19 protein-coding genes are annotated in these 25,473 nt (G+C 46.2%); 18 read left to right on the top strand and 1 reads right to left on the bottom strand.

The genetic code is table 11. The features are described from left to right. The first annotated feature begins 264 nt into the window (after nucleotides 1-264). From pflB to FS628_RS13700, 16 genes are all read left to right on the top strand, one after another. Nucleotides 265-2,523: a formate C-acetyltransferase gene (gene pflB, locus FS628_RS13775; RefSeq protein ID WP_145322688.1), complete on the top strand. Its 2,259-nt coding sequence runs from the start codon at nucleotides 265-267 to the stop codon at nucleotides 2,521-2,523. Between the two features lie 88 nt (nucleotides 2,524-2,611). Then, a complete protein-coding gene (pflA, locus tag FS628_RS13770) occupies nucleotides 2,612-3,364 on the top strand; it encodes a pyruvate formate-lyase-activating protein (protein ID WP_145322686.1) in 753 nt (250 codons plus the stop codon). Between the two features lie 224 nt (nucleotides 3,365-3,588). Continuing rightward, nucleotides 3,589-4,956 (top strand): extracellular solute-binding protein, encoded by a 1,368-nt coding sequence (locus FS628_RS13765; protein WP_145322684.1) that lies wholly within the window; start codon nucleotides 3,589-3,591, stop codon nucleotides 4,954-4,956. Nucleotides 4,957-5,007: 51 nt separating this feature from the next. Then, nucleotides 5,008-5,892: a carbohydrate ABC transporter permease gene (locus FS628_RS13760; RefSeq protein ID WP_145322682.1), complete on the top strand. Its 885-nt coding sequence runs from the start codon at nucleotides 5,008-5,010 to the stop codon at nucleotides 5,890-5,892. Beyond that, complete coding sequence (locus FS628_RS13755) at nucleotides 5,892-6,722, top strand: carbohydrate ABC transporter permease (RefSeq protein ID WP_145322680.1); 831 nt, start codon at nucleotides 5,892-5,894, stop codon at nucleotides 6,720-6,722. The genes FS628_RS13760 and FS628_RS13755 overlap by 1 nt, the downstream gene beginning before the upstream one ends. 32 nt (nucleotides 6,723-6,754) lie before the next feature. Further along, entirely contained in the window at nucleotides 6,755-8,590 is a 1,836-nt protein-coding gene (locus tag FS628_RS13750) for a cache domain-containing sensor histidine kinase (protein ID WP_145322678.1), read from the top strand. After that, complete coding sequence (locus FS628_RS13745) at nucleotides 8,587-10,218, top strand: response regulator transcription factor (protein ID WP_145322676.1); 1,632 nt, start codon at nucleotides 8,587-8,589, stop codon at nucleotides 10,216-10,218. Before FS628_RS13750 ends, FS628_RS13745 begins: the two co-directional genes overlap by 4 nt. A 31-nt stretch (nucleotides 10,219-10,249) precedes the next feature. Next, nucleotides 10,250-11,869 (top strand): beta-N-acetylhexosaminidase, encoded by a 1,620-nt coding sequence (gene nagZ, locus FS628_RS13740; RefSeq protein ID WP_145322674.1) that lies wholly within the window; start codon nucleotides 10,250-10,252, stop codon nucleotides 11,867-11,869. A 275-nt stretch (nucleotides 11,870-12,144) separates the two neighbouring features. Next, complete coding sequence (locus tag FS628_RS13735; protein WP_145322672.1) at nucleotides 12,145-14,394, top strand: stalk domain-containing protein; 2,250 nt, start codon at nucleotides 12,145-12,147, stop codon at nucleotides 14,392-14,394. 339 nt (nucleotides 14,395-14,733) lie between these two features. Then, nucleotides 14,734-15,198: a Fur family transcriptional regulator gene (locus FS628_RS13730; protein WP_145322670.1), complete on the top strand. Its 465-nt coding sequence runs from the start codon at nucleotides 14,734-14,736 to the stop codon at nucleotides 15,196-15,198. 2 nt (nucleotides 15,199-15,200) lie between these two features. After that, nucleotides 15,201-15,452: a membrane protein insertion efficiency factor YidD gene (yidD, locus tag FS628_RS13725; RefSeq protein WP_017687565.1), complete on the top strand. Its 252-nt coding sequence runs from the start codon at nucleotides 15,201-15,203 to the stop codon at nucleotides 15,450-15,452. 434 nt (nucleotides 15,453-15,886) lie between these two features. After that, on the top strand, nucleotides 15,887-17,932 hold the full coding sequence (gene metG / locus FS628_RS13720) for a methionine--tRNA ligase (protein WP_260871028.1): 2,046 nt from the start codon (nucleotides 15,887-15,889) through the stop codon (nucleotides 17,930-17,932). A 313-nt stretch (nucleotides 17,933-18,245) separates the two neighbouring features. Continuing rightward, nucleotides 18,246-19,304 (top strand): metal ABC transporter substrate-binding protein, encoded by a 1,059-nt coding sequence (locus tag FS628_RS13715; protein ID WP_440131278.1) that lies wholly within the window; start codon nucleotides 18,246-18,248, stop codon nucleotides 19,302-19,304. 99 nt (nucleotides 19,305-19,403) lie between these two features. Beyond that, nucleotides 19,404-20,162, top strand: coding sequence for a metal ABC transporter ATP-binding protein (locus tag FS628_RS13710; protein WP_145322666.1), 759 nt, complete (start codon nucleotides 19,404-19,406; stop codon nucleotides 20,160-20,162). Between the two features lie 52 nt (nucleotides 20,163-20,214). Further along, nucleotides 20,215-21,018 carry a metal ABC transporter permease gene (locus FS628_RS13705; RefSeq protein ID WP_017687569.1) on the top strand — a complete coding sequence of 268 codons (804 nt, stop codon included), beginning with the start codon at nucleotides 20,215-20,217 and terminating at the stop codon, nucleotides 21,016-21,018. Between the two features lie 49 nt (nucleotides 21,019-21,067). Then, nucleotides 21,068-21,781 (top strand): cytochrome c biogenesis CcdA family protein, encoded by a 714-nt coding sequence (locus FS628_RS13700; RefSeq protein ID WP_145322664.1) that lies wholly within the window; start codon nucleotides 21,068-21,070, stop codon nucleotides 21,779-21,781. 137 nt (nucleotides 21,782-21,918) lie between these two features. On the opposite strand, the gene splB is transcribed toward FS628_RS13700, so the two are convergent. Further along, nucleotides 21,919-22,989 carry a spore photoproduct lyase gene (gene splB / locus FS628_RS13695; RefSeq protein WP_145322662.1) on the bottom strand — a complete coding sequence of 357 codons (1,071 nt, stop codon included), beginning with the start codon at nucleotides 22,987-22,989 and terminating at the stop codon, nucleotides 21,919-21,921. A gap of 192 nt (nucleotides 22,990-23,181) precedes the next feature. On the opposite strand from splB, the gene mntR reads away from it, so the two are divergent. Together mntR and FS628_RS13685 are read left to right on the top strand one after the other, a co-directional pair. After that, complete coding sequence (gene mntR, locus FS628_RS13690; RefSeq protein ID WP_062835284.1) at nucleotides 23,182-23,610, top strand: transcriptional regulator MntR; 429 nt, start codon at nucleotides 23,182-23,184, stop codon at nucleotides 23,608-23,610. Nucleotides 23,611-23,818: 208 nt separating this feature from the next. Beyond that, nucleotides 23,819-25,429: a family 10 glycosylhydrolase gene (locus FS628_RS13685; protein WP_145322660.1), complete on the top strand. Its 1,611-nt coding sequence runs from the start codon at nucleotides 23,819-23,821 to the stop codon at nucleotides 25,427-25,429. Nucleotides 25,430-25,473 lie beyond the last annotated feature (44 nt).

The raw sequence follows: 25,473 nt of genomic DNA, 5'->3' as shown, positions 1-25,473 counted from the left end.
GAAGTTTCGGTTCAATGGGACAAAGCGCAGGTGGAGTGAGTTAGTTCACTGACTTTGTGACAAAAATCACAGATGATGAAAGCCCCAAGTCGTATACTGAAAATGTAAGAAAAACATTCATCCCGCGGTTCCGGTTCCCAAGTAGAGAGAACATGATCCGGTTTATGTGAAACAATTCACATTAATCGCGGCTCTGGGCACACAATGATACGAATGAAGCAACATGTTATGTGTCCAGAAATCCAAATTAGTGGAGGGATTACGATGTCGGTGATTGAAAAAGATGTCAAACAACAAACAGGCTGGAGAAACTTTACCAAAGGAACATGGACCAAATCCGTAGATGTGAATGATTTTCTGGCACACAACTTGTCTCCGTATTACGGTGACGAAGCGTTCCTCGCAGGTGCTACCCAGAATACCAAAGAATTGTGGGAGATCGTATCTGATCTGACCAAAAAAGAACGTGATAACGGCGGTGTCCTTGACGTTGACGTGAACACACCAGGTACTATTATTTCTCACCAACCCGGTTATCTGGATCAATCCAAAGAGCAGATTGTCGGCGTTCAGACCGATGCTCCGTTCAAACGTTCCATTCAACCAACAGGCGGAATCCGGATGATGATTGATGCATGTGAAGCATACGGCTTCGAATTGCCTCAAGGTGTCATTGATATATTTACAAACATTCGCAAAACACATAACCAGGGTGTATTCGATGCTTATACTTCCGACATGCGTGCAGCGCGTAAAGCAGGGATTATTACAGGCCTGCCAGATGCTTACGGCCGTGGCCGGATCATCGGTGACTATCGTCGTGTAGCTTTGTACGGGGTAGACTTCCTGATTCGTAACAAAAAAGGCGAATTAAATGCACTCGAAGTTGATGTCATTGATGAAGATGTCATTCGTCTGCGGGAAGAATTGTCTGAGCAGATTCGTGCATTGCAAGAATTGAAGCAATTGGGCGATATGCACGGATTCGATATTTCTTTGCCAGCGACTACAGCGAAAGAAGCGTTCCAATGGTTGTACTTTGGTTATCTCGCTGCCATCAAAGAACAGAACGGTGCTGCAATGTCACTGGGACGTGTATCTTCCTTCCTGGATATCTACATTGAACGAGACCTGCAAGAAGGCATTCTGTCTGAAGAACAGGCTCAGGAATTGGTTGATCATTTCGTCATGAAACTGCGGATTGTCAAATTCTTGCGTACACCGGATTATAACGAACTGTTCAGTGGAGATCCAACATGGGTAACAGAGTCTATTGGTGGGATGTCTGTGAATGGTGAAACACGCGTAACCAAAAACAGCTTCCGTTTCCTGCATACGCTGCACAACTTGGGTCCTGCACCAGAGCCGAACCTGACTGTACTTTGGTCCACGAAACTTCCGGAAGCTTTCAAAGATTATTGCAGTAAAGTATCCATTGAAACCAGTTCAATCCAGTATGAGAATGATGATCTGATGCGTCCGATCTATGGCGACGATTACGGTATTGCTTGCTGTGTATCAGCGATGAAGATCGGGAAACAAATGCAATTCTTCGGCGCTCGTGCCAACCTGGCAAAAGCTCTCCTGTATGCGATCAACGGTGGTCGTGATGAGAAATCCGGAGCACAGGTCGGACCTGAGTATCCTGCCATTACAAGTGAAGTGCTGGATTACAATGAAGTCATGAAACGCTTCAAACCAATGATGGAGTGGTTGGCGAAGCTGTATATGAACACTCTCAACGTCATTCACTACATGCACGACAAGTACAGTTATGAGCGGATCGAGATGGCATTGCATGACCGTGACATTGTACGTACGATGGCGTGCGGTATCGCTGGTCTGTCAGTTACAGCAGATTCACTGAGTGCGATCAAATATGCCAAAGTTAAACCAATTCGTAACGAACAAGGCATCGCTGTTGATTTCGAAATCGAAGGAGACTTCCCTTGTTACGGTAACAATGAAGACAGCGTAGACAGCATTGCTGTTGAACTGGTAGAGAACTTCATGGGTATGATTCGCAAACACAAAGCCTACCGTAACGCAGTGCCAACACAATCCGTGCTGACGATCACTTCCAACGTGGTATATGGTAAGAAAACAGGGACTACACCGGATGGTCGTAAAGCAGGTGAACCATTTGCTCCAGGTGCGAACCCAATGCATGGTCGTGACAAAAAAGGTGCACTGGCATCCCTTGGCTCTGTAGCCAAATTGCCTTACGAACACAGTCTTGACGGTATTTCCAATACCTTCTCCATCGTGCCAAAAGCATTGGGTAAAGAGGAGACTACACGTAAATCCAACCTGACTGCGATGATGGACGGTTACTTCGGTCAAAACGCTCATCACCTGAACGTAAACGTATTTGATCGTCAACAATTGATTGATGCGATGGATCACCCGGAAAACTATCCACAACTGACTGTACGGGTATCCGGATATGCTGTTAACTTCATTAAACTGACTCGTGAACAACAGTTGGATGTAATCAACCGTACGTTCCATGGCTCCATGTAAGTAATGTGCAAGTAGAGGACCGCTAGAGCAAGGCATTCCAAACATATTAAACGCACAGCGGATGCGGATACAGAAAGGAAGAGGCAGCATGGTTAAAGGACATATTCATTCACTCGAAACTTTCGGGACGGTTGACGGCCCAGGCATCCGCTTCGTGCTTTTTATGCAAGGATGTCTACTCAAGTGTCAATATTGCCACAACCCTGATACATGGGCGCTGGATGGTGGAAAAGAAATGACGCTAGAGGAGGTACTGGCTGAAATTGAGCCGTATCTATCCTACTACCGCAGCTCTGGAGGCGGGCTCACGATATCTGGCGGAGAACCAACGTTACAGGCTCACTTTGTAGCCGAAGTCTTCAAGGAAGTAAAGCGGCGCTGGGGATTGCATACGACGCTGGACAGCAACGGGTTTAACGAACCGGACCGGATTCACGATTTGTTGGATAACACAGACCTGGTTCTGCTGGACCTCAAGCATATTGATGACGAGAAACATATCAAGCTGACAGGCAAATCCAACGAGAGAACGTTGAAAACGGCCAAATGGCTATCGGAGCAAGGACGGAAAATGTGGATACGCCACGTGTATGTGCCTGGTATTCACAACGAGGAAGAGGATCTGCTTAACCTCGGACGGTTTATTGGAACATTGAATGGCGTCGAAAAGTTCGAAATTCTCCCATACCATCAGATGGGGATCTATAAATGGGAGGCGCTCGGCAAAGTATATCCACTGGATGGTGTTCCTTCGCCAAGTGAAGAAGAAGTGGAGCGGGCGTATCGCCTGATCGAACAAGGTCGCCAGGAAACGGCTGGCATGGCTTGTTCAGGTAAGTGATCTAACCTTTATATATGGTAAAAACAATCAACCAAGCAGTCTCTGCGAACATACTTCGCAGGGGCTGTTTTTTTTGTTTCTCCACATGTGGCAAGATGGATTATTTGTCCAGTGAAGGATTTTATCCCTCCATTGATGAATTGTCATCCTTACGATGTAAGCTCCGGCTTTTTATAATCAGAGTGTAAAGCCAAATGCTCAATATCTTGAGGAGGGTCAACCAGATGAAAAAAAGAATGACGTTGCTGCTTTCATTATTGCTTATCACTTCATGGACTTTGGCGGGATGTGCAAGCTCAAGTACCGAGCCACAGCAGGGCGCAGGCAATACACCTGCGGGGGAGACAAGTAAGGAACCGATTGAGATGCTTCTCCGCCACACTCAAGTAGGGGCTGACAAACAGAAACGACTGGCCATCCTGCAGGATGTTGTGGACAAAGTTGAGGGTGAGATACCCAACCTGACTTTTACACTGGATGGTGTCGAATCCGATGTGAATCGTAAGGAGAAGCTTCGTGGAGAGATGGCGGCAGGTAACCCGCCGGATATATTTGAACTGTTCGGCAGTCCGGATTCCAAAGTTTATGCCAAGGAAGGTATGCTGCTTGATCTGACCCCGATCCTGCAAGAGCTGGGCATTCAGGACCAGTTTACATCCCTTGAGCCATTTACGTATGAAGGCAAAGTATATGGGCTGCCGATTGGCGGTTCGGGCGAAGGTTTTTTCTATAATAAAGAGTACTTTGAACAAAAAGGATGGAAAGCCCCAACCACCATGGCTGAACTGGACAATACACTGGCCGAGATCAAGGCCGATGGCAAAGTGCCGCTTGCTTCTGCCTCCAAGGCAGGCTGGGTACCGCTCATGTTAACCAATCATCTGTGGTCCCGGTATGCCGGGCCGGAGATTACTGCAAAGTTTGCAACAGGTGAAGCGAAATGGACCGACCCGGGTGTCGTGCAAGGTTTTGCCAAGCATAAGGAATGGGTCGATAAGGGTTACTTCAAAAAAGGCGAGCTGGGCTTCGAGTATGCCGAATATACCACGCAATTTACGAGCGGAGAAGCGGTGTTGATGTATGACGGAACGTGGAAATCATCTGTATTCAAAGAAGGCCAGAGCGGTGAATCGCTCATTGGCAAAGTTGGATTCTTCAATATGCCTCCGGTAGAGAACGGAGCAGGCGATCAGACGTCATTGATGCGTGATGTGAACAATGGATACGGTTTCTCCGCATCCGTGGCAGACGATCCGCAGAAGCTGGAAGCAGTGAAAGCTTTTATCCAAAATTTCTACAATGAAGATATGCAGATCCGTGGGCTTGTGGAAGATGGGGTGTTGCCTGCCATGAAGTTGGATGAAAAAGTACTGACCGATAGCATTACAGATGATCTGATGAAAGAAATTGTGGCCGTGCTTAATGCGTCCAAGACGTCGTTCCCGGCATTTGATGCACTTGTTCAGGCTGATGTGACGACAGAGATTAGCAATCTGCAGATTCAGAAGCTGATTGGTGGCCAGACTACGCCAGAGAAAATGGCAGAAGAACTGCAAAAGGTGCAGGAGGAAGCAAACGCCTCAGTGGAATAGACCAATTCAAGTTGAAACTGCGATCGTTGAAGTGACCGAAGGAGGCTGACCATGAATACTTCACTCCGCAGCCCGTTAATTTATACGTTGTTTGTCATGCCGGCCCTAATTCTGTTTGTGATGTTCTTTCTGTACCCTATTGGCAGCTCCCTGTATTACAGTCTGACGAGTTGGAATGGGGTATCGGCTGAGCCGCGTTTTGTGGGCTTATCCAACTATGTGAAAGCACTGACTGATGAACGGTTTTGGATCTCCACACGGAATAACGGCTTTTTTATCGGATTTTCGGTGCTGATTCAAGTACCCCTGATCGTCCTGTTTTCACTTCTTATTGCCAATGTGAAAAGGCTAAAAGGTCTGTATAAAACTGCTGTTTTTTTACCATCCATCATGTCGACAGCCGTTATTGGTATCTTATGGGGATTCATCTATGAACCCAATATCGGACTATTAAATAAAATGCTTCATGTGCTGGGCATCGATCCAATCTACTGGTTATCGGATAACCGATTCGCCATGTTGTCCATTTTGGTGACCAACGCCTGGCAGTGGACGGGATTTTACATTGTCATGGTGCTCGCGGCCATACTGGCGATTCCCCGTGATCTGGATGAAGCGGCTGCCATCGATGGTGCAACGGCGGTACAACGTGCAATGCGAATTACGTTGCCGCTGATCCGGCCGATCATTTCAGTGGTTATCATGTTATCCATTGCAGGTGCAATGAAAGCAGCCGATATCGTGATTGTCATGACCAAAGGTGGGCCCGCTGGGTCCACCGAGGTTCTGGCGACATACATGATCAAATATGCGATTACCAACTTCAAATATGGTTATGGCAATACCATTGCAGTGCTGATCTTTGCTCTGACGCTTGTGCTCACTGCGGTGTATCAACTGCTGGTGGCGAGGCGGGGCGAGAGGGTGGAATATTGATGGCGAAAAGCATAAAAAGCAGTATACCTCATGTGTTGTTAATGTTGTATTTAATCGCGATTTTGTTTCCCTTTTTGTTTGTGATTTTCTCTTCCTTCAAGCAGGATAACAATGAAATCGCCCTGAATCCGTTCGGTCTGCCTACATCATGGGAGTTTAACAATTACGTGGAGGCCTGGGTGAATGCCAAGATTGGCACGTATTTTTGGAACAGCCTGTACATTTCGGTTCTGTCGTCGGCATGCACGATTGCGCTCGGTGCCATGTTTGCTTTTGCCGTAACCCGGATGAGACATCGGAGATGGAGCTTGTTTCTGTACAGCCTGATTCTGGCCGGCATGCTTATACCCAACAATGCACTTATGCTGCCGATCTATCTGCTTGTTCGCAAAATGGGCATATTGGATACGCATCTGGCGTTGATCGTGCCCTATGTGGCGAATGCGATTCCTTTCACAATTATTATACTGGCCGCATTTATGCGTTCTCTGCCTGGAGAAATTGAGGAAGCTGCTGTCATGGATGGCTTGAGGGCCCCGGGTATCTTTGCTAAAATAGTGATACCTCTTACAGTTCCAGCCATCGTTACGGTTTTTATCGTTAATTTCCTCGGCAACTGGAACGAATTTTTGCTCGCCAACTATTTCTTATCCACTGATAAATTGCGTACGCTGCCTGTGGGCATGGTCCAGTTTCGGGATCAATATCAGATGAACTATGCCCAGATGTCGGCAGGCATTGTGTACAGCGTTGTACCTGTACTTGTGATCTACGCCATACTGCAGGAGAAAATTATTGAAGGAGTAACTGCAGGTGGTGTCAAAGGTTAATACCATGAACCAGTGAATAGGGAGAACGGGATATGAACTTGCGAATGAAGCTGGCCTTGGCATTTCTGCTGCTGATCATTGTACCGATGTGTGCGCTGGGCATTGGCATGTTTCTGGTCACGTCACATACGATTGAGAAAAAGTACAATCAACAGGCCGAATATGCGCTTCAGGCCATTAGCTACAATATCGAGAATGTATTTCAGCAGATTAACAATGTTACCGACAACGGGATAGCGACATCGGTTTTTCAAATGGCATTGAACGCCAAAGATCCGACCAAGCAGGATCTGGGAACCGGTAATCAGTTATCCCTGAATGCCAGCCAGCGCAATTTCCGTTCCCTTCTATATAATTATCCGTTCATCAGTTATGCCTTTTTATATGATTTGCGTTCGTCTGAAAATAATCAGATTGTCTCCATTTTCACCAAAGAAAACTTTCAAGCCCTTCCTTTTCAGCAATTTAAAGTACATCCCTTATTCAATGAAATTCAGCAACTCAATGGGGTTCCCAAATGGCTCGCGCCTCTGGAATATTCTGAATTAACGGGTGTAGAACCTGTCTTCACCCAGATCAGGCTGGTCAAGGAACTCAGTTATTTTCAAAATATCGGCGTGCTTGTTGTTCAGATCAAAAAAGGAGAGATTGACCGGATCTTCCGTCACCTGCAAATCAGCGATTCGGCACAGGATACGTCATTCCTGTTAATTAATGAGGAAGGACTGATCGTCTACGATCCCTCCGGACGTTACAATGGTGAGAACATGGAAAATTTGGGATCGAAATCCGGCGGTTATGGTCCAGGTTTTAGCAGTGTCAGAACGGTCTTTGACGGTACGGAGAGTATCATTTCACAATATCACCTAAAGAATTATAACTGGAGTCTCGTTAGTGTCACTTCATGGGAAGCCTTATCTGCTGAAACAAATGCCTTTGCAGGTTGGTCGGTCATCATTATTCTGTTATGCCTGTTCGCCGCCATGATCTTCAATCTTTTTTTCATGAATCGCATTACGGGCAACATTGCTGTACTTGTAAGGTTTATGCGTCGTGTGGATGATGGAGATTTTAATGCGAGGGTGGAAGGAAAAGGATTTGACGAGATGCAGCTGCTTGCGCAGGGATTCAATGAACTGTTGGACCGTATTGGCGGATTATTCCGTCGTGTTCAGGCCGAGCAACAGCAGAAGGCTCAAGCGGAACTACGTGTACTGCAAGCTCAGATCAAACCCCATTTTCTGTTCAATACTCTGGAATCCATTAATGGATTGGCACTACGTGGTGAGGGTCGCAAAGTAAGCGAGATGGTCACCAGACTTGGCAATATGCTTCGCATTAGCATTCAGGATCAGGAGGAGATTCCCCTGGGTGAGGAGGTAAGGCATTTGCAGAGTTATCTGGAGATTCAACAGTACAGGTTCAGTGATTTGTTTAGGTATGAAATTGATATTCCACCTGATCTATATACCTCAATCGTGCTTAAGCTCACACTTCAACCACTGGTGGAAAATAGCATTCAACATGGGTTTGAAGGGATCACATATCCAGGTGTGCTGCGGATAAGCGCCTATGAAGAACGTGATCATCTGGTGCTACAGGTTGAGGATAATGGTATCGGTATTCCCCAGGAAATGCTTGCACGATTTGAGTACATGGCAGCAGATCCACCGGAACATATGTTAACTGAAGACAGGGAATCGTTGTCAGCCATTACGGAACGCCGAGGGTTGGGATTACGAAGTGTGGCAGATCGCATTCGTATTCAGTATGGGGCCGGGTATGGCATATTTATATGTTCAGCACCGGGGTATGGCACAGTCATTCAATGTATCATTCCATTATATGAGCAGGAGGAAGCCGAATGAATCTGACTGCAATGCTGGTTGATGATGAACTGCCGATTCTGGAAAATCTAAGTTATATTTTACCCTGGGAAGAGATGGGAATCGAAATAACGGGTACAGCAAGAAGTGGCGCAGAAGCGCTGGATAAAGTGACTGAAAGTCATCCAGACATTATCTTATGCGATATTCGGATGCCGTCCATGGATGGATTGGAACTTATTCGACTGCTGCGAGAGCAGGGTGAAACGTGTGAAATTATTTTACTGACGGGATACCAGCAGTTTGAGTATGCTCGGACCGCTATCCGATATAACGTACATGAATACATATGCAAGCCCATTGATTATCTGAATCTGGAACATAAACTGCGTGAGCTTGCAGAGCAGATCCAGAAGAGACGTCAGGAGAACGAGTCGGAGCGATATCAAAGTATGGAGATGGCAAGTTGGATCAGACAAAAACAGTTGATTGACCTGTTGCGAGGAGAAGCACCGTTGAAGATTTCTGATCCTGTCTCTGTGCCTCAATTCATGCTTCCTTCTGTAGGCTATACATTACTGCTGGTAGATGCAGTCGGTTATTTTCGGCATTCCATTGGTTGGTCCGAGAACCAGCACCAAAGATGGCATGAGGCGATGAGTTCACGGATTAGGGAAGTTACGGACAGAATCTCTAATGGCATTCAGGTTCTGCGTACCCGCAAAGGGGAGTGGTGCATCTTGCTCGAGGCATCGGGTGAGTGGAAATTTCAGTCAGAAGAATTGGCACATCAACTTTTGTTGGAATTGAATGCGATATTGACCATGGATTCAAACGTAAGAGCAAGGATTGTTCAGGATGATGTACCCGTGAAACTGGAACAGCAAATCCTTGAGCGGTATCAGCATTGTCAACGAATTTTAATGACACATCCGGAAAGTGCAGACAGGGTGCTGAAACCTGAATTCTCATCATCTTCTTTATCACATGGGCTTGAGACTTCCAAAAAGGCGGGCACATGGATAACAAGAGACGATCTGGAGCTTGTCACACGCTTCATTCGGCAATGGAATAAGAAGGGATTACTCGATGTAATAGATACGCTTAAACAGCGAATGAGGATCGCTGAACAATCATTAGGCAGCATGGATGAGACCCATGTTCGCTATATGCTTGTACACATGCTTCGGGAACTGCGCGAAGTCAATGTCGTGGCCGAACAGGATGAAGCGAATTTCTGGGATGCGCTGCAACAGGCTGTGTCCGTGAGAGAACTGATTGAACTCGCAGAGGTCATCACCCATTCCTGTCAGGGTAAACAATCTCAGCCGCGTCCTTCCATATCGGAATTAATTCGATCTGCATGTGATTACATGAACGCCAGACTGCAGCAGGACTTGGGTATAGATGAAGTCTCGGATTGGCTTGGAATCAGCCCGGGTTACTTTTGCCAGCTATTCAAAACCCATATGGGGATAACGTTTGTTGAATATATGACTCAGAGACGTATGGAAAATGCCGCCTTGTTATTGAGTACCACCGAATGGAGCATTACAGCGATTGGAGAAGCAACGGGATTCAAGGAGCGCCGTTATTTCTCCAAAGTGTTTCACAAACACTTTCATATGAAACCATCGGAGTATAGGCAGAGTAAACGGTTGGGTTCATAGTCTCCTAAGGGAAACGGAGGGATAGGGTTGCATGAAACCATTGAATAATTTGACGTTGGAGCAAAAGGTAGGCCAATTGTTCATGTGTGGATTTCACGGTCAGCACGCAGATGAACAGATTACTCGCTTGATCAGGGAATACCACGTTGGGGGCGTCATCTATTTCCGGCGTAATGTAGAAAGTGTAGATCAATTGACGCGACTGTCTACTGAACTGCAAGGGATTGCTGCTGAAGTGGGGGAATTACCACTCATGATATCGGTGGATCAGGAAGGTGGCATGGTCGCACGGATCGACAAAGATGGAGTGACCCAAGTGCCAGGTAACATGGCGCTAGGTGCGACAGGCAATCCGGAGTATACGCTTGAATGTGCACAAATTCTCGGTCGTGAGTTGAAAAGCATCGGTATTGATATGAACCTTGCGCCCGTGGTGGACGTGAATAACAATGCTCTTAACCCGGTAATTGGCGTACGATCATATGGTGAAAATGCCGAGAGTGTGGCCGAGCATGGAGCAGCAGCTATTACCGGATATCAATCACAGGGCATAGCTGCAACAGCGAAACATTTTCCCGGACATGGAGATACCACGGTAGATTCTCACCTCGGTATGGTTACGGTACCCCATGATCGAAACAGGTTGGAACAGATAGAGCTGTTACCGTTCCGCCAAGCTATTGAGGCAGGGGTCGATGCCATTATGACAGCTCATGTTATCTTTCCAGCGATTGAACCGGAGCCTATTCCGGCAACATTATCACGTAAAGTGTTAACCGGGCTGTTGCGCGAAGAAATGGGCTTTGAGGGCATTATTATTACTGACTGTCTTGAAATGCATGCGATATCCAAGCCATATGGGGTAGCTGAGGCTGCCATTCGTGCTGTGGAGGCAGGAGCGGATCTGATTCTGGTGAGTCACACTTTGCAAGACCAGGTCGCTGCTGTGGAAGCGGTGGTTCGAGCAGTCCGAACGGGGCGGATAAAGGAAGAGGTCATTAACAAGTCACTGGAACGTATTATTACATGGAAGGCAGCGCGTTGCGGTTACCGGGACACGAGTCTGATTTTACCAAAAACGAATGAAACTGCCAAAGCAGTAGATAATGAACCCTTGCCTTCCAATGAATCCATTGAATCGACCTTGTTCAAGATCGCTTCGAGCAGTATTACAGTGGTTCATAATGAAGGGTTGCTGCCGCTGAATCCAGAGCAGGACGTGTATGTCATCTGGCCCGAAGTTGTGCAACGGACAGAAGTGGATGAACCATGGTCCCATACAGATTCCCTTGGCGTGGCGCTATTGCAGCTGCGAGGCAGAGTTCGTGAGCGTAAAATAACGACTCAGCCATCGTATGATGAAGCGGATCGGATTTTGAAGGATGTGTTGGAGGCTGAGCAGGTCATCGTATGTACTTACACATCTGCAGGTCATCTTCCGAAAGGGCAACGGTATTTAGTTGAAAAGCTTAGTGAGAATCATTCGCTAATTGTGATTGCTCTGCGTAATCCATATGATCTGCTGGAGTTTTCGATGCCGGGAAGTTATGTGTGTACCTATGAAAATACGCCTACAGTCGTCCGGGCACTCTCTCTCGTGTTAACCGGTGAGTTGGAGTCTACAGGAAGTTTACCTGTCCGTTTACGTTAGACATATTCAATCCTTTTATCTCTCTAAGACATGGTGCTAATCTACCATTTCCTGGGGAGATTTTTTTGTTGGGATTTGCTATTGGGTTAACTTGGGAGTAGATGCTAAAAAAGATTATTGATAGATAACTATTTTCATAGTATTTTCCTTCTATTAAAAGTTTACAATTCTCCTCTTAACTTTTTAGCAACTTTTCCCGGTCCCAAGCGTCTAATAATATGACTTTTTGAGGGGGATATTTATAAAATGGGAGCAGAAGGAGCCAAAGACAAAGAATGAATTTGAAGAAGAAATTGTCCATACTTACCGCTTTTGCTGTTTTTCAAGCGTTTGCAGTCATTCCTGCCAATGCACAATCAGCTGATCAGAGCGATACTACACCAGTGAATACAGCCAAAGTTAAATCCGTGGAGGTTGTGAAGAAAGAACAAACCATCGCGGAATCCGAAGTGAAATCCGGAACAGACACTCCAACATCAAATATTGAAACAACTGAAGAAGTGAATCCTGAGACAGATGTTCCTACAGGAACAGACGCGACTCCTGTTGAGCCGGTAACGGAACCTACGGACGAAGAAGGTACAGCTGAGGAAACACCAGCACCTGCACCGGTAGAAGTGGAGCAACCGTCTACAGGGAATTCGACTGCTGGAGGTGGGGGTGGAGACCTCACTCTTTATATGAACAGTAATAAAATGATGCAAGATGGCAAAACGTATCTTGCCGGACAGCCGATGGCTGTTAAAAATGGTGTATCCTATGTAGCGATCCGTGCTCTCGTTGATCGGGTTGGCTATGATGTTAAATATGATAACACAACCAAAGAAACGATCATTATTAGTGGTGAAGATGAGCTGCGTTTCAAAACAAACAGCAAGATCTATACCGTTAATGGTGTGTCCAGAACGATGAAGGGCGCGGCTTATCAACAAAAGAATACGTTCATGGTGCCACTGACGTCGATTACGCAGGCCCTGAACATCACATATAAAGTCAATCAACCGGCCAAAACGGTTGTATTGAATCTGAGTACCAAACCGGTGGCGAGCTTCACGGTACAAAAAGAAGTCTTTGCCGGAGACCAGGTAACCTACACAACCAGATCCAGCTCTCCCAAGGGACTCAGCATTGTTGATGAGCGTTGGACTGGCCGTCAGGATTCATTCGACCAACCAGGTACATATACGGTAACCTATGCGGTCCAGGATTCGAGTGGTCAATGGAGTGATCCGTACTCGGTTACGATTAAGGTTGAAAGACCGAATCTGCCACCAGTTGCGATGTTTACGACGGATAAGGAAGAATACAAAATGGGTGAGAAAATCACCTATATTGATCAAAGTACAGATGATGAAAATGCGATTGTAAAAACAGAATGGGATAACAATGCACTGGCATTCTTTGTTCCAGGACCGAAGACCGTAACGATTACAGTTACCGATAAACATGGTGCTAGCGACAGCTATACCAAGATGATCAATATTACGGGCGAGACGCTATACAGTTTGACCGACTTCAACCAATTGTTCACACCAGTAGGTGAGAAGTTTACCTTCGATGGTGGCGGCGTACCGGCATTGGAGAAAGTTCCTTTCACATATTATGATGAACCAAGTCTTCTGATCCGCAGTAACAGCCCGGAAACCGTGAATACGGAAGGCATTGTGTACAAGGAATCTTCTTTCGGACAGACGCGCTTCATGATTCACCATGTGAACAACACAGGCAAAAACGTGAAAATGTACGTTGTAGCAACAAACAACAATGCTTACACGGCGTCCATTGAACAGCAAAACATGGGCTTTGCAGGACCGTCTCCTTTTGCAACGGTAGCTGGAAAGTTGTCGATTGACCGTTGGTTCCAATCCATGCAGAATGGTACCGGACAAAAGAAAGTGTACATCCAGCCAGGAGAAAGCAAGCTGATTCTCAATGATCTGAGCGTTCTTCCGATGAAACAGGGACAAGTCATCTCCTTGTATTCGGATGTATTCAGTGATTATGAATTGGATTACAACATTATCATGATCGAAGAGAACAAGGACCCGATGGAAGTGTTGTCGAGCCTGCCGGTTCTCGATCGTGATGGGGTTCACAACCGTGGAACGTATCCAAATGCAACACGAATTATTACGTACGATCAAGAAGTAGGATCGAAGCCTGCACGTCTTCCACTTGGAGATAATGCAAGTGATCCAAACCTTGTAGGAACGGATCCTATGGCGTATACAGAAGCTTCCAACGCAGGTAACTTCGGTGTACTGTACAAAATTACATTGAATAACGTTGCTCCGCGCACGTTGATTTCTTTCAACCCTCGTGGGGGCAGATACTCAGGTGTGGCACTCGTGAATGGACAGGTCGTTCAGATTTCCACAGGTAAATCTGTTACTGCACCAAATGAGCAAAGCGTTATGTATCGCACAGGTTCGTACGGCGAGAGTGTAACCATTCTCTTCTCGGCGGCACCAGGTAGTAACCTGCCTGTTAACCTGCTGTTCACACCGCTTCCGGCTGAAAAGTAATATCAGGAACATGCACGGACGGTTTGGAGTGAAAGCTTATATCATATATACCCGTTCACCCCAAAAGTCGCCCGAACGATTGATCATCTGAACCGTCAGGAAGGGACTCCATCAAAATGCAATGTCATTAGCTCCAAGCTAAACGTAATGACAATGCATGTGCATGGAGTCCTTTTTATGTGTTGTTGGAATGATATAACCCGGTGTCTTCGTTGACTCTAATCGTAATTTGATGCATTATTAGAGGTATACAAGAAAGCAAAAGTTTTCGCTTTTGCCGAATAACTGTCGCTCTATGAATAATGCAAAATGCTCGTATGACAGGAGGTGCTTTAGATCATGCTGTCGACAGAACAGATTATTTCGACCATGTCCTCACAGGGGCTCCGCATTACCGATCAGCGGAAAACATTGGCCCGGTTATTTGCCGAGTCGCCCGGGTATCTTACACCCAAGGACGTCTATGAATATATGGGTAAGACTTATAGCGGACTGAGTTTTGACACGGTATATCGGAATTTGCGTGTGATGCAGGAACTGGGTGTACTGGAACAGGTCATCTTCGAAGATGGCGTCAAATTCAGAGCACATTGTAGTGAAGATCATCATCACCATCATATGATCTGCCTGAAGTGTCAGAAGACATATCCCATTGTTTTTTGCCCGATGCAGCTTGCGGATGCGCCTGAGCAATTTCAGGTTGTAGATCACAAGTTCGAGGTATTTGGATATTGCAAGGACTGTGCTGAGCATGCTCCGGCCAAAGCGGCGTCTGGACATCAACACGCTCACGGGAAGCACTGACCATGAAGTTATCTCGCAGAATTGCTCAGGCACCCATTCGGGTGTATCGCAACTATATCTCTCCATTAACGCCGCCAACATGTCGGTTCTATCCGAGTTGTTCGGCTTACGCCATGGAGGCGATTGAAGTGCACGGTGCGCTCAAAGGCTCGTTGTTAACAGCGAAACGCATAGCCAAATGTCACCCATTTCATCCAGGTGGCGTGGATCTGGTGCCGCCGAAGGCGGAGAAGTCTATGATGGTATCGGAGTAAACAATATCGCCTGAAGTAATAGAGTGGCTTGGAACAGGCCAGGGTTGAAGTTGAGTAAGCTGTCCACTTGACAAAGGTGGCCGCATTTCAGTATATTTTTCCTATATGATTTCCAGTGAAGGGATAAGTACAGACACACCCCCAGTGCAGAGAGCCGGATGAGCTGAGAACCGGTCTGGGAGGAGGATGGAACATGGTCCCGGAGGAACCTCTTTCGAGCGTGCAGACGGTGATTTAAGAGCTGCTGTCGTAAGGCTGAGGCGTGATCCAGCGTTAATGGGCGGTCGAAGGACCGACAGAGCCTGTGTTTTGTGAAAAATACGGGGAATTTGGGTGGTAACACGTGAGAGCAACTCTCGTCCCATAGGGGCGGGAGTTTTTTGTGTTCTTTTTTAGTGTTTTTACACGAAAGGGCGCACAAGAAGCAGGAACATTTGAAGGAGGAGAAGTCATTCATGGCTGACCAAAAAACATTTTATCTGACAACCCCGATTTATTATCCGAGTGACAAATTGCATATTGGGCATGCGTATACAACAGTGGCGGGAGATGCGATGGTACGTTACAAGCGTCTGCGCGGTTATGATGCTCACTATCTGACAGGAACCGATGAACATGGCCAGAAGATTGAGCGCAAGGCACAAGAGAAAGGACAATCACCGCAAGCTTTTATCGACGATATCGTTGTGGGCATTAAGGAACTGTGGAACAAGTTGGACATTTCCAATGACGACTTTATTCGTACAACAGAAGAGCGCCACAAAACTGTAGTTCAGGATATCTTTGACCGTTTGCTGAAGCAGGGAGATATCTACAAAGGCGAGTATGAAGGCTGGTACAGTATTCCCGATGAGACTTATTACACGGAGACACAATTGGTTGATGTGGAAAAGAATGAAAAAGGCGAGATTCTCTCAGCCAAGAGTCCGGATAGCGGGCATCCCGTGGAACTGGTCAAAGAAGAATCCTACTTCTTCCGCATGAGCAAATATGCAGATCGTCTGCTCCAATATTATGAAGAGAACCCGGGCTTTATTCAGCCGGAGTCCCGCAAGAACGAGATGATCAACAACTTCATCAAGCCAGGTCTTGAGGACTTGGCCGTATCACGTACCACATTTGAATGGGGTGTCAAAGTCAAAGGCGATCCAAAACACGTGGTCTATGTGTGGATTGATGCGTTGTCCAACTATATTACAGCTCTGGGCTACGGTTCGTCTGATGCATCTCTGTATAACAAGTTCTGGCCTGCAGATGTACATCTGGTAGGTAAAGAAATTGTTCGTTTCCATACGATTTACTGGCCAATTATGTTGATGGCGTTGGATCTGCCTTTGCCGAAGAAAGTCTTCGCACATGGCTGGTTGTTGATGAAGGATGGCAAAATGTCCAAATCAAAAGGCAATGTCGTTGATCCGGTGACCCTGATCGACCGCTACGGTCTGGATGCATTGCGTTATTACCTGCTGCGTGAAGTGCCGTTTGGTTCTGATGGTACATTTACACCGGAGAGCTTCGTCGAGCGTGTCAACTCTGACCTCGCGAACGATCTGGGTAACCTGTTGAATCGTACAGTTGCCATGGTAGACAAATATTTTGAAGGCAAAGCCCCTGCGTTTGCTTCGAATGTAACGGAATTTGATGCTTCGCTGGAAGAAGCAGGCCATGCTACAGTGGAAAAAGTGGAACAGGCGATGGAAAACCTGCAGTTTTCCGTAGCACTGACAGCGATCAGCCAGTTTGTCAGCCGCACCAACAAATATATTGATGAAACACAACCATGGGCGCTGGCTCGTGATGAAGCAAAACGCGATGAATTGGCATCCGTGATGTCGCACCTGATCGAAAGCTTGCGGATTGCTTCGATTCTGTTGCAACCGTTCCTGACACGTGCTCCTCATAAAATCTGGGCACAGCTCGGCATTCAGGAAGGTGAACTCACGGCTTGGGATTCAGCCAAGCAATGGGGTCTGGTTCCAGCTGGAAATGCCTTGCAAAAAGGTGATCCAATCTTCCCGCGTTTGGATTCCGAACAGGAAATTGCTTATATCTCGGAAGCAATGACTGGCGGCCAAAAAGCGGCACAGCCTGAAGCGAATCAAGCAGAAGCTGGAGCTACGGCAGTTGTTGAACCGGTGACTGCACCTGAGGGTACGGAAGAGATCGGTATTGAGGATTTTGCCAAAGTTGAACTGCGTGTCGCACAAGTCATTGCCTGCGAACCGGTCAAAAAAGCAGATAAGTTGCTGAAATTGCAGCTGGATCTGGGTTATGAGCAACGCCAGGTTGTATCGGGAATTGCGAAGTTTTATTCGCCAGAAGAGATGATTGGACGTAAAGTCATCTGTGTGACCAACCTCAAACCAGTGAAACTCCGTGGTGAACTGTCCCAGGGCATGATTCTGGCAGCGTCGCACGGCGATCAACTAACACTGGCTACAGTACCGGACAACATGCCTAATGGCGCACAAGTGAAATAAGAATATAAACGAATCAATTTCATAATACCTTTAGCTGCTTCAATCAAGGGTAGATACAAAAATCTATTTTTATTGAGTTATGAAATTGATTCAAGTCCTGTCATAAAAATGACACAAGGTGGCCCAATGTAATTCGGGCCCCTTTTTTTTGTTGATATAAATCGCATCTTAAGGGAAGAGAACAAGCATATACTGTTATGAACTTCGTACTTCGGGAGAGAATAAATAGGATGAGATAGCTTGACAACTGGGTTCAGGTTACCTATAATTCTTTCAGTAATGTTTACGATTAAGAGATGCGGAGTGAATCATAATGACATTTTATAAAGTGCAACATCAAGTTCAAGATAACCGGACAGGGAAGATGAACAAAAGAGGCAACAGGAAGTTGCTATGGACGGGTCTGCTTATTCTCAGCTTATTGGTATTATCTGCGTGTGGGCAGAATAGTTCCGATAATGCCAAGATGGTGGAAGGTAAAGTAAACGTCGTGACGACATTTTATCCTGTATATGCTTTTACAGCTGCAATCGGTGGTGAAGATGCCAATGTCATTAACCTGCTGCCAACGGGAGTAGAGCCACATGACTGGACTCCGAAAAGTCAGGATATTGTCAATACGTCCAAGGCACAGCTGTTCTTTTATAATGGAGCTGGACTCGAAGGATGGGTACCGAATTTCCTGAAGTCGCTGAACAGTGATACACAGGTGAAGTCTGTTGCTGTCAGCGAAGGCGTTAAGCTGTTAACCGCTGAGGGTGATGATGGGCATGGTCATGGCGAAGAACACGAAGACGAGCATGCAGATGAACACGCAGATGAGGCGAGCAGTGAAGATGTCGCTGATCATCATATTGATCCACATACGTGGGTTAGTCCGAAATCAGCCATGATCATGGCTGAAAATATTAAAAATAGTCTGGTCGAAGCAGATCCTGATCACAAAGCCGGTTACGAACAACGGTATGAAGCGCTTCTTACCAAGCTTGAGACGCTGGATCAGCGTTTTACGGATGAACTGGCTACGGTACCGAACAAGGAAATTGTTGTCTCGCACCAAGCGTTTGGCTACCTTACGCGTGATTATGGATTAACCCAGCATGCCATTATGGGACTCTCCCCGGATGCTGAACCGACAGGACAGGATATTGTGAAGCTTGCGAAACTGGTTAAAGATGAAGGTATCAAATACATTTTCTTCGAAGAGCTGGTATCTGACAAATTGGCGAAAACACTGGCAAGCGAAGCAGGTGTGGAAACCATGGTTCTTAATCCGGTTGAGGGATTGACCAAAGAGCAAGCAACAAACGGGGATGATTATTTTACCCTGATGGAGAAAAATTTGCAAAATCTGCTGATCGCATTAAAATAAGATAGAATGAAGGATTCAGACCTAAGAGTCTTTACCGTTCGCGGTGAAGGCTCTTAGGACGCTATGAGATCCTTATATATAATGAAGGGCGGCTTTGCCATGCAGCAAATCATGCCATTATGTCATGATCCAATTATAGAGATCGAGAAACTATCATTTTCCTATGGGGACCAGCGAGTGATTGAGAATCTCGATTTTATGGCTCAGGAACGGGACTTTGTCGGGATTATCGGTTCCAATGGCGCGGGTAAAACGACGTTGCTGCGCATGCTGGTAGGATTGTTGCCTCCTGCGCAGGGAGATATCAAACTTTTCGGACAGTCGATCCGCAGGTTCAAAGATTGGGACCGTATCGGGTATGTGCCACAAAAGAATGCATTTAACCCGTTGTTCCCTGCGACCGTTCGTGAAGTGGTCATGTCCGGCTTATACAATAACAAAAACATGTTCCGTCGTATGTCTCGCAAATGTCAGCAACAGTGTACGGATGCGATGCAGGTCATGCGGATCGAGGATCTGGCGAACAAACGTATTGGTCAGTTGTCCGGCGGACAGCAGCAGCGTGTATTTTTGGCACGAGCGCTTATTAATCACCCGGATCTACTGATTTTGGATGAACCAACGGTAGGTATTGATGCTGAATCACAGGCCAGTTTCTTTGAACTGATTACACATATGCATGAACATCACCGGATGACTTTTCTGATGGTGTCTCATGATATGGACCGGATGGAGAATTATCTGGGTTCCGAAGCTGCGGTAACGAATGGCAAAATTAATTTCCATGTCCGTCATTCGCATGAGTTGCAAGATTGTGCCGAGACCAACCTGCAACATACTACTGCACAGGTGCGCTAGCCGTATTTATGGCCCATTAGATTAGAGCAAGGCCGAAGGAGTCGTGTTTGTTTTGGAAATATTAATGAGTGATTTTTTTCAGCGTGCGCTGGCGGGTGGACTGTTAATTGGCATCACCGCTCCGCTGATCGGACTGTTCCTGGTGTTACGGCGGTTATCCATGATCGGAGACACCTTGTCTCATGTGACCATCGCCGGCGTTGCACTCGGATTCCTGATTGAAGTGTATCCCATTGCGGTAGGTTTGATATTTGCCGTTCTTGCTTCATTTGCAATAGAGAAACTGCGCAAAGCGTACAAGAGTTATGCCGAATTATCGATTGCCATTATCATGTCCGGAGGCGTGGCGCTAGCTTCATTGTTCTTCACGCTGGGCAAAGGATATAATGCAGATGTCATGAGTTATTTGTTCGGCAGCATATATACATTGGATGCGACGGATCTGAAGCTGGTAGGTGTGGTTACGCTGATCGTGGTGATCGTAGTGGCGTTGTTACATAAGGAATTTTTCCTTTTGAGCTTTGAGGAAGATGCGGCAGCTGTCACAGGATTACCTGTGAGAATTCTGAACATGTTAATTACTGTGATGACAGCACTCGTCATTAGTACGGCGATCAAGATTGTAGGTGCGCTTCTAGTATCGGCGTTATTGACCATTCCGGTAGCAGTCAGCCTATTGATGGCCCGAAGTTTCAAGTCCGCCATTATTTTGTCCGTGGTTATCGGTGAAATTGCCGTAGTCCTTGGACTGGTCGTAGCAGGCATCTGGAACCTCGCACCTGGAGCAACGATCGTATTATTGCTGATCATGATGCTGATTCTGACGATGATTGGAAAAAAAGGGTTCCGAGCCTGACGACTGAACGAGCAAGCACGTGAGCCCAGGGAAGGGAGACATCCGCTTCATGCCTGATGTTAATGTATGGATGGCTTTTGTAGCAGGCTTGGTCTCATTTATATCACCATGTTGTCTTCCGCTGTATCCATCATACCTTTCTTATATCACAGGTATGACGGTGCAGCAATTGAAGGAAGACCGCAATCAGCGAGAAGTCCGCTTTAAGACCATGACGCATACGCTGGCGTTTATATTGGGCTTCTCCGCTGTATTTTATTCGCTTGGCCTTGGTGCAGGACTGTTTGGCCAGTTTTTCAATGATAACCGTGAGCTGATCCGACAATTGTCTGCGATTCTGATTATGCTTATGGGATTGTTTTTGCTGGGTGTGTTCAAGCCGCAGTTTCTGATGAAGGAACGCAAGCTGGATATGAAATGGAAACCGGCAGGCTATCTGGGCTCATTTATATTTGGTATCGGTTTCTCAGCAGGTTGGTCGCCCTGTATTGGCCCCATTCTAACAGCGATCATAGCTATGGCTGCGAGTGAGCCTACAACCTGGCTTGCGCTTATTACAGGATATACCGCAGGGTTTGCAATACCTTTCTTTATTTTGGCATTCTTCATCGGCTCGACACGCTGGATCTTACGGTATTCCAATGTCATGATGAAAGTCGGAGGCGCATTAATGTTGTTCCTTGGCGTATTACTTTTTACAGATCAGATGACGAAGATTACCATTTGGTTGCAGCAGATTACACCAGACTGGATGATTATTTAAGCGTATGAACTAAATTTTAATTTAAAAAAGTATGGCAAAGCAGGCTACATAAACCAGAATTATTCTGGCATGTAACCTGCTTTTTAATCGTTTGTTAGGAATACTAATATCAGCATATGATGTTGGGTTGTTTTCGTTTAGGTGAAGTAATCAATATTGGCTAATGGGAAATGCTCAAAAATCCGCTCCGTAATGAATTCGCGAAGTGCATCCTGCTGGTCATCTTTATACACATACTTGTACTGACCCCAGCGGCCCCATTTCATCTTGCGTTTCTCAATATCCATCTCAAGCTTGGTCTTGGGATAACGCTTCTCAATGGTTGCTTTGGCCGTTTTGGTAAATCGGTGCTGAATCATCTCAAACGTAAGATCCTTGGTTGCTTCCTCTGGAAGTGTATCTGCCAGCTTCTGCAACAGAGCCGAGTATCCTTCTTCCCAGCCTTCATACCACATAATCGGAGCGATAATGAATCCCAGAGGATAACCGGCGTGTGCAATTTTGCCTGCGGCTTCAATGCGTTCTTCAAATCTAGAAGTAGCCGGTTCAAAGTTTTTGATGACATAATCCGAATTGACGCTAAACCGGATACGGGTGTGGCCATTATGCTTAATGTTTAATAACGGATCAACGTGATGATATTTAGTTACGAACCGCAAGCGTCCATATTCTTCTTCCGCCATAAAACGGATCAAGTCACTTAAATTTTCCGTGATATGCTCAAGTCCTACGGGATCGGATGTACAGGCAGCTTCAAATCGCGTGATTTCTGGCGCGCGTTCTTCGATGTATCCTTTTGCAGCCTGAATGATCTCCTCGGTATTAACGTAGACACGGACATAAGGTTTGGCGCCAAGTGTAGTTTGAAGATAACAATAATGGCAGTGCCCCATACAGCCTGTAGAGATGGGAATGGCATATTCCGCTGAAGGTTTCGACTGGTCGAACTTGAGTGTTTTGCGCACACCGACAACCAGAGTACGCTTCGCCATCCGGTACTTTTCTTGTTCGGTTTCACCCGGCAGGTTCGTGATCCGGTTATGGGATGTGGTCATCTGATAAGGGATGTTTTTGGATGTCACCCATTCCATAATTCGTTTGCCTTTATCATATTCCAGCGCACCGGGTTCAAAATACACCAAATCGGGAATAAAGGGTTTAGTGCCTTTTGCTTTTCGAGCAGGCGGTTGGGCTACACTTGTACTCAAGAAATCACTCCTTTCGATGCGGAACTTTAATTAGTTTGCCTCGTTCGAGGAAAAGTCAAGCCTGCCAATTACTTGCGTAACAGTGCACTCCGAATTGTGCAGGACTTGCCAATGCGTATTGATAACATGTATCATTATAAGATAGGGACCTGGCACGAATAGGGGCCGGTCAGAGAGAAGAGAGGGAAGCAGATGCCAACGCCCAGTATGGAAGATTATTTGGAGCGTATATACAAATTAATTGATGAAAAGGGCTATGCTCGTGTGTCTGATATAGCTGAAGGACTGGAAGTACATCCTTCATCGGTGACCAAGATGATCCAAAAGCTGGACAAAGACGAGTACCTGATCTATGAGAAGTACCGCGGATTGGTACTTACGCCAAAAGGCAAAAAGATGGGCAAACGTTTGATGGAGCGCCATCATCTGCTTGAACAGTTTTTGACGACGATTGGTGTTCAGGAAGAGAACATCTATAATGATGTTGAGGGTATTGAACATCACTTGAGCTGGGATTCTATTACTTGCATTGAGTCTTTGGTCGAATACTTCCGTCAGGATGAGAGTCGGTTACGTGACCTCAAAAATCTTCAGGACGTCATGAGTAATACGGAGTCTTGATTTTCAACAGTTAATTTCAACATGGTGATATACAATGAATCGTATCCTGTGATCAAAGGATGCTTCTTGCCGTTTCAATGGCAGGAAGCATTTTTTTGTGCATCCACACCATAATTTGGTGATATTCGCAACTAAACAGCCGTTAGGAACGTCTATTAAACTAGTAGAATTTACCGCAAATTTATAATGATTTTGGAGGATTGCACTGATGAAGCTTCGTAAAGGATTGATGCTGCTGCTCATTTTTGTACTTGGATTACAGACAGCAGGTATGACAGCACAAGCAGCCGGACAGAAGAATATCGCTATTTTTCTAGATGGTAACCGCTTGGAATCGGATGTATCACCTTACATCCTGCCTAAGGTAAATGTAACGATGGTGCCTCTGCGAGTTATTAGTGAAGGACTGGGTGCGTCTGTTCTATGGTCTCAGGCTACACGTACCGTGACTATTCAGAAATCGGATTCTGTCATCACGATGACGAGCGGACGCCAGCAGGCTACCGTGGATAACACTGTAGTTGGTCTGGATGCATCCGTAGAACTGAAGCAAGGTCGGGTCATGGTACCCATTCGATTCGTCAGTGAGAACCTTGGTATTCGGGTGAACTGGAATCAGGCGGCTCAGACCATTGATCTGTACACAGGAGACGAATCAGTACCGACTCCTGAACCAACTCCGGCAACCCCAGCAGAGCCTGGAGGCACAGGGACTGTACCAGCTTCTGAAGAGATGCGGGGAGCCTGGATCTCCACTGTGAATGGAGACTGGCCTTCGTCCGGTGCCAAGGGAAATGTAGAGAAGCAAAAGCAGGAGTACACGAAACAGCTCGATACTTTACAAGGGATGGGCATTAATGCCGTATTCGTTCAAGTGAGAGCCAATGGGGATGCCGTCTATCCTTCAGGTCTGGTACCTTGGAACAGCGTATTGACAGGAACACAAGGTAAAGATCCCGGCTATGATCCCCTCGCATTCATGGTGGAGGAAGCACACAAACGTGGTCTGGAGTTTCATGCCTGGTTCAATCCGTTTAGAGCAACGAATTCGGCGAGTACATCCAATCTGGCTGCAAATCACATTTCCAAGCTTCATCCGGATTGGATTGTGAATGCGTCCGGCAAAATGTACATTAACCCGGGTATTCCGGAAGCCAGACAGCATATTATTGATACGATCATGGAAGTGGTCAATCAGTATGATATTGATGGTGTACATCTGGATGATTACTTCTACCCGTCCAATGTGACCTTTAATGATGATGCAGCCTTCAAAACTTACAACACATTGAATACCAAGGACCGTGCTGAATGGCGTCGTGACAATATTAATCAATTCGTCAGGCAGCTTGGACAGAGCATTCACAGAGTGAAAGCTAACGTTGAATATGGAATTAGCCCATTTGGAGTATGGCGTAACAAATCCGTTGATCTGACAGGTTCTGATACCAAAGCAGGAGTAACCGCTTATGATAGCATGAATGCGGATGTGCGGACATGGATTAATCAGGAGTGGATCGACTATGTTGCCCCTCAGGTGTATTGGAGTATGACATTGAACGCAGCCCGATACGACAAAGTCGTGGACTGGTGGGCGAATGAAGTGGCTAACACGAATGTAAAATTGTATATTGGCCACTCACCTTATAAGTTAGGTACGCCAGAGATTGGCTGGCAGACATCACAGGAGATCATCGATCAGCTGAACTACAACAAGAAGTATTCTTCGGTTAAAGGGGATATATTCTTTAGTTCACAGTACCTGACGAAGAACCCTCTCGGCCTAATTGCCAAATTAAAAGCTTATTATGGTCTCTAAAACAATTTAACAATACGGTTATAAGACAAACCCTTGTTCTCATA

This window comes from Paenibacillus xylanexedens, from assembly GCF_007676705.1.
GTDB lineage: Bacteria > Bacillota > Bacilli > Paenibacillales > Paenibacillaceae > Paenibacillus > Paenibacillus xylanexedens_C.
This window is presented reverse-complemented; position numbering and strand designations above follow the sequence as displayed.

Bases quoted from the DNA above. Each gene is read 5' to 3' on its own strand.
- FS628_RS13735 (WP_145322672.1), top strand. From the start codon at position 12,145: ATGAATTTGAAGAAGAAATTGTCCATACTTACCGCTTTTGCTGTTTTT.
- FS628_RS13710 (WP_145322666.1), top strand. From the start codon at position 19,404: ATGCAGCAAATCATGCCATTATGTCATGATCCAATTATAGAGATCGAG.
- FS628_RS13760 (WP_145322682.1), top strand. From the start codon at position 5,008: ATGAATACTTCACTCCGCAGCCCGTTAATTTATACGTTGTTTGTCATG.
- FS628_RS13700 (WP_145322664.1), top strand. From the start codon at position 21,068: ATGCCTGATGTTAATGTATGGATGGCTTTTGTAGCAGGCTTGGTCTCA.
- FS628_RS13685 (WP_145322660.1), top strand. From the start codon at position 23,819: ATGAAGCTTCGTAAAGGATTGATGCTGCTGCTCATTTTTGTACTTGGA.
- pflB (WP_145322688.1), top strand. From the start codon at position 265: ATGTCGGTGATTGAAAAAGATGTCAAACAACAAACAGGCTGGAGAAAC.
- FS628_RS13765 (WP_145322684.1), top strand. From the start codon at position 3,589: ATGAAAAAAAGAATGACGTTGCTGCTTTCATTATTGCTTATCACTTCA.
- yidD (WP_017687565.1), top strand. From the start codon at position 15,201: ATGAAGTTATCTCGCAGAATTGCTCAGGCACCCATTCGGGTGTATCGC.
- FS628_RS13745 (WP_145322676.1), top strand. From the start codon at position 8,587: ATGAATCTGACTGCAATGCTGGTTGATGATGAACTGCCGATTCTGGAA.
- FS628_RS13730 (WP_145322670.1), top strand. From the start codon at position 14,734: ATGCTGTCGACAGAACAGATTATTTCGACCATGTCCTCACAGGGGCTC.
- FS628_RS13750 (WP_145322678.1), top strand. From the start codon at position 6,755: ATGAACTTGCGAATGAAGCTGGCCTTGGCATTTCTGCTGCTGATCATT.
- mntR (WP_062835284.1), top strand. From the start codon at position 23,182: ATGCCAACGCCCAGTATGGAAGATTATTTGGAGCGTATATACAAATTA.
- FS628_RS13715 (WP_440131278.1), top strand. From the start codon at position 18,246: ATGACATTTTATAAAGTGCAACATCAAGTTCAAGATAACCGGACAGGG.
- nagZ (WP_145322674.1), top strand. From the start codon at position 10,250: ATGAAACCATTGAATAATTTGACGTTGGAGCAAAAGGTAGGCCAATTG.
- FS628_RS13755 (WP_145322680.1), top strand. From the start codon at position 5,892: ATGGCGAAAAGCATAAAAAGCAGTATACCTCATGTGTTGTTAATGTTG.
- pflA (WP_145322686.1), top strand. From the start codon at position 2,612: ATGGTTAAAGGACATATTCATTCACTCGAAACTTTCGGGACGGTTGAC.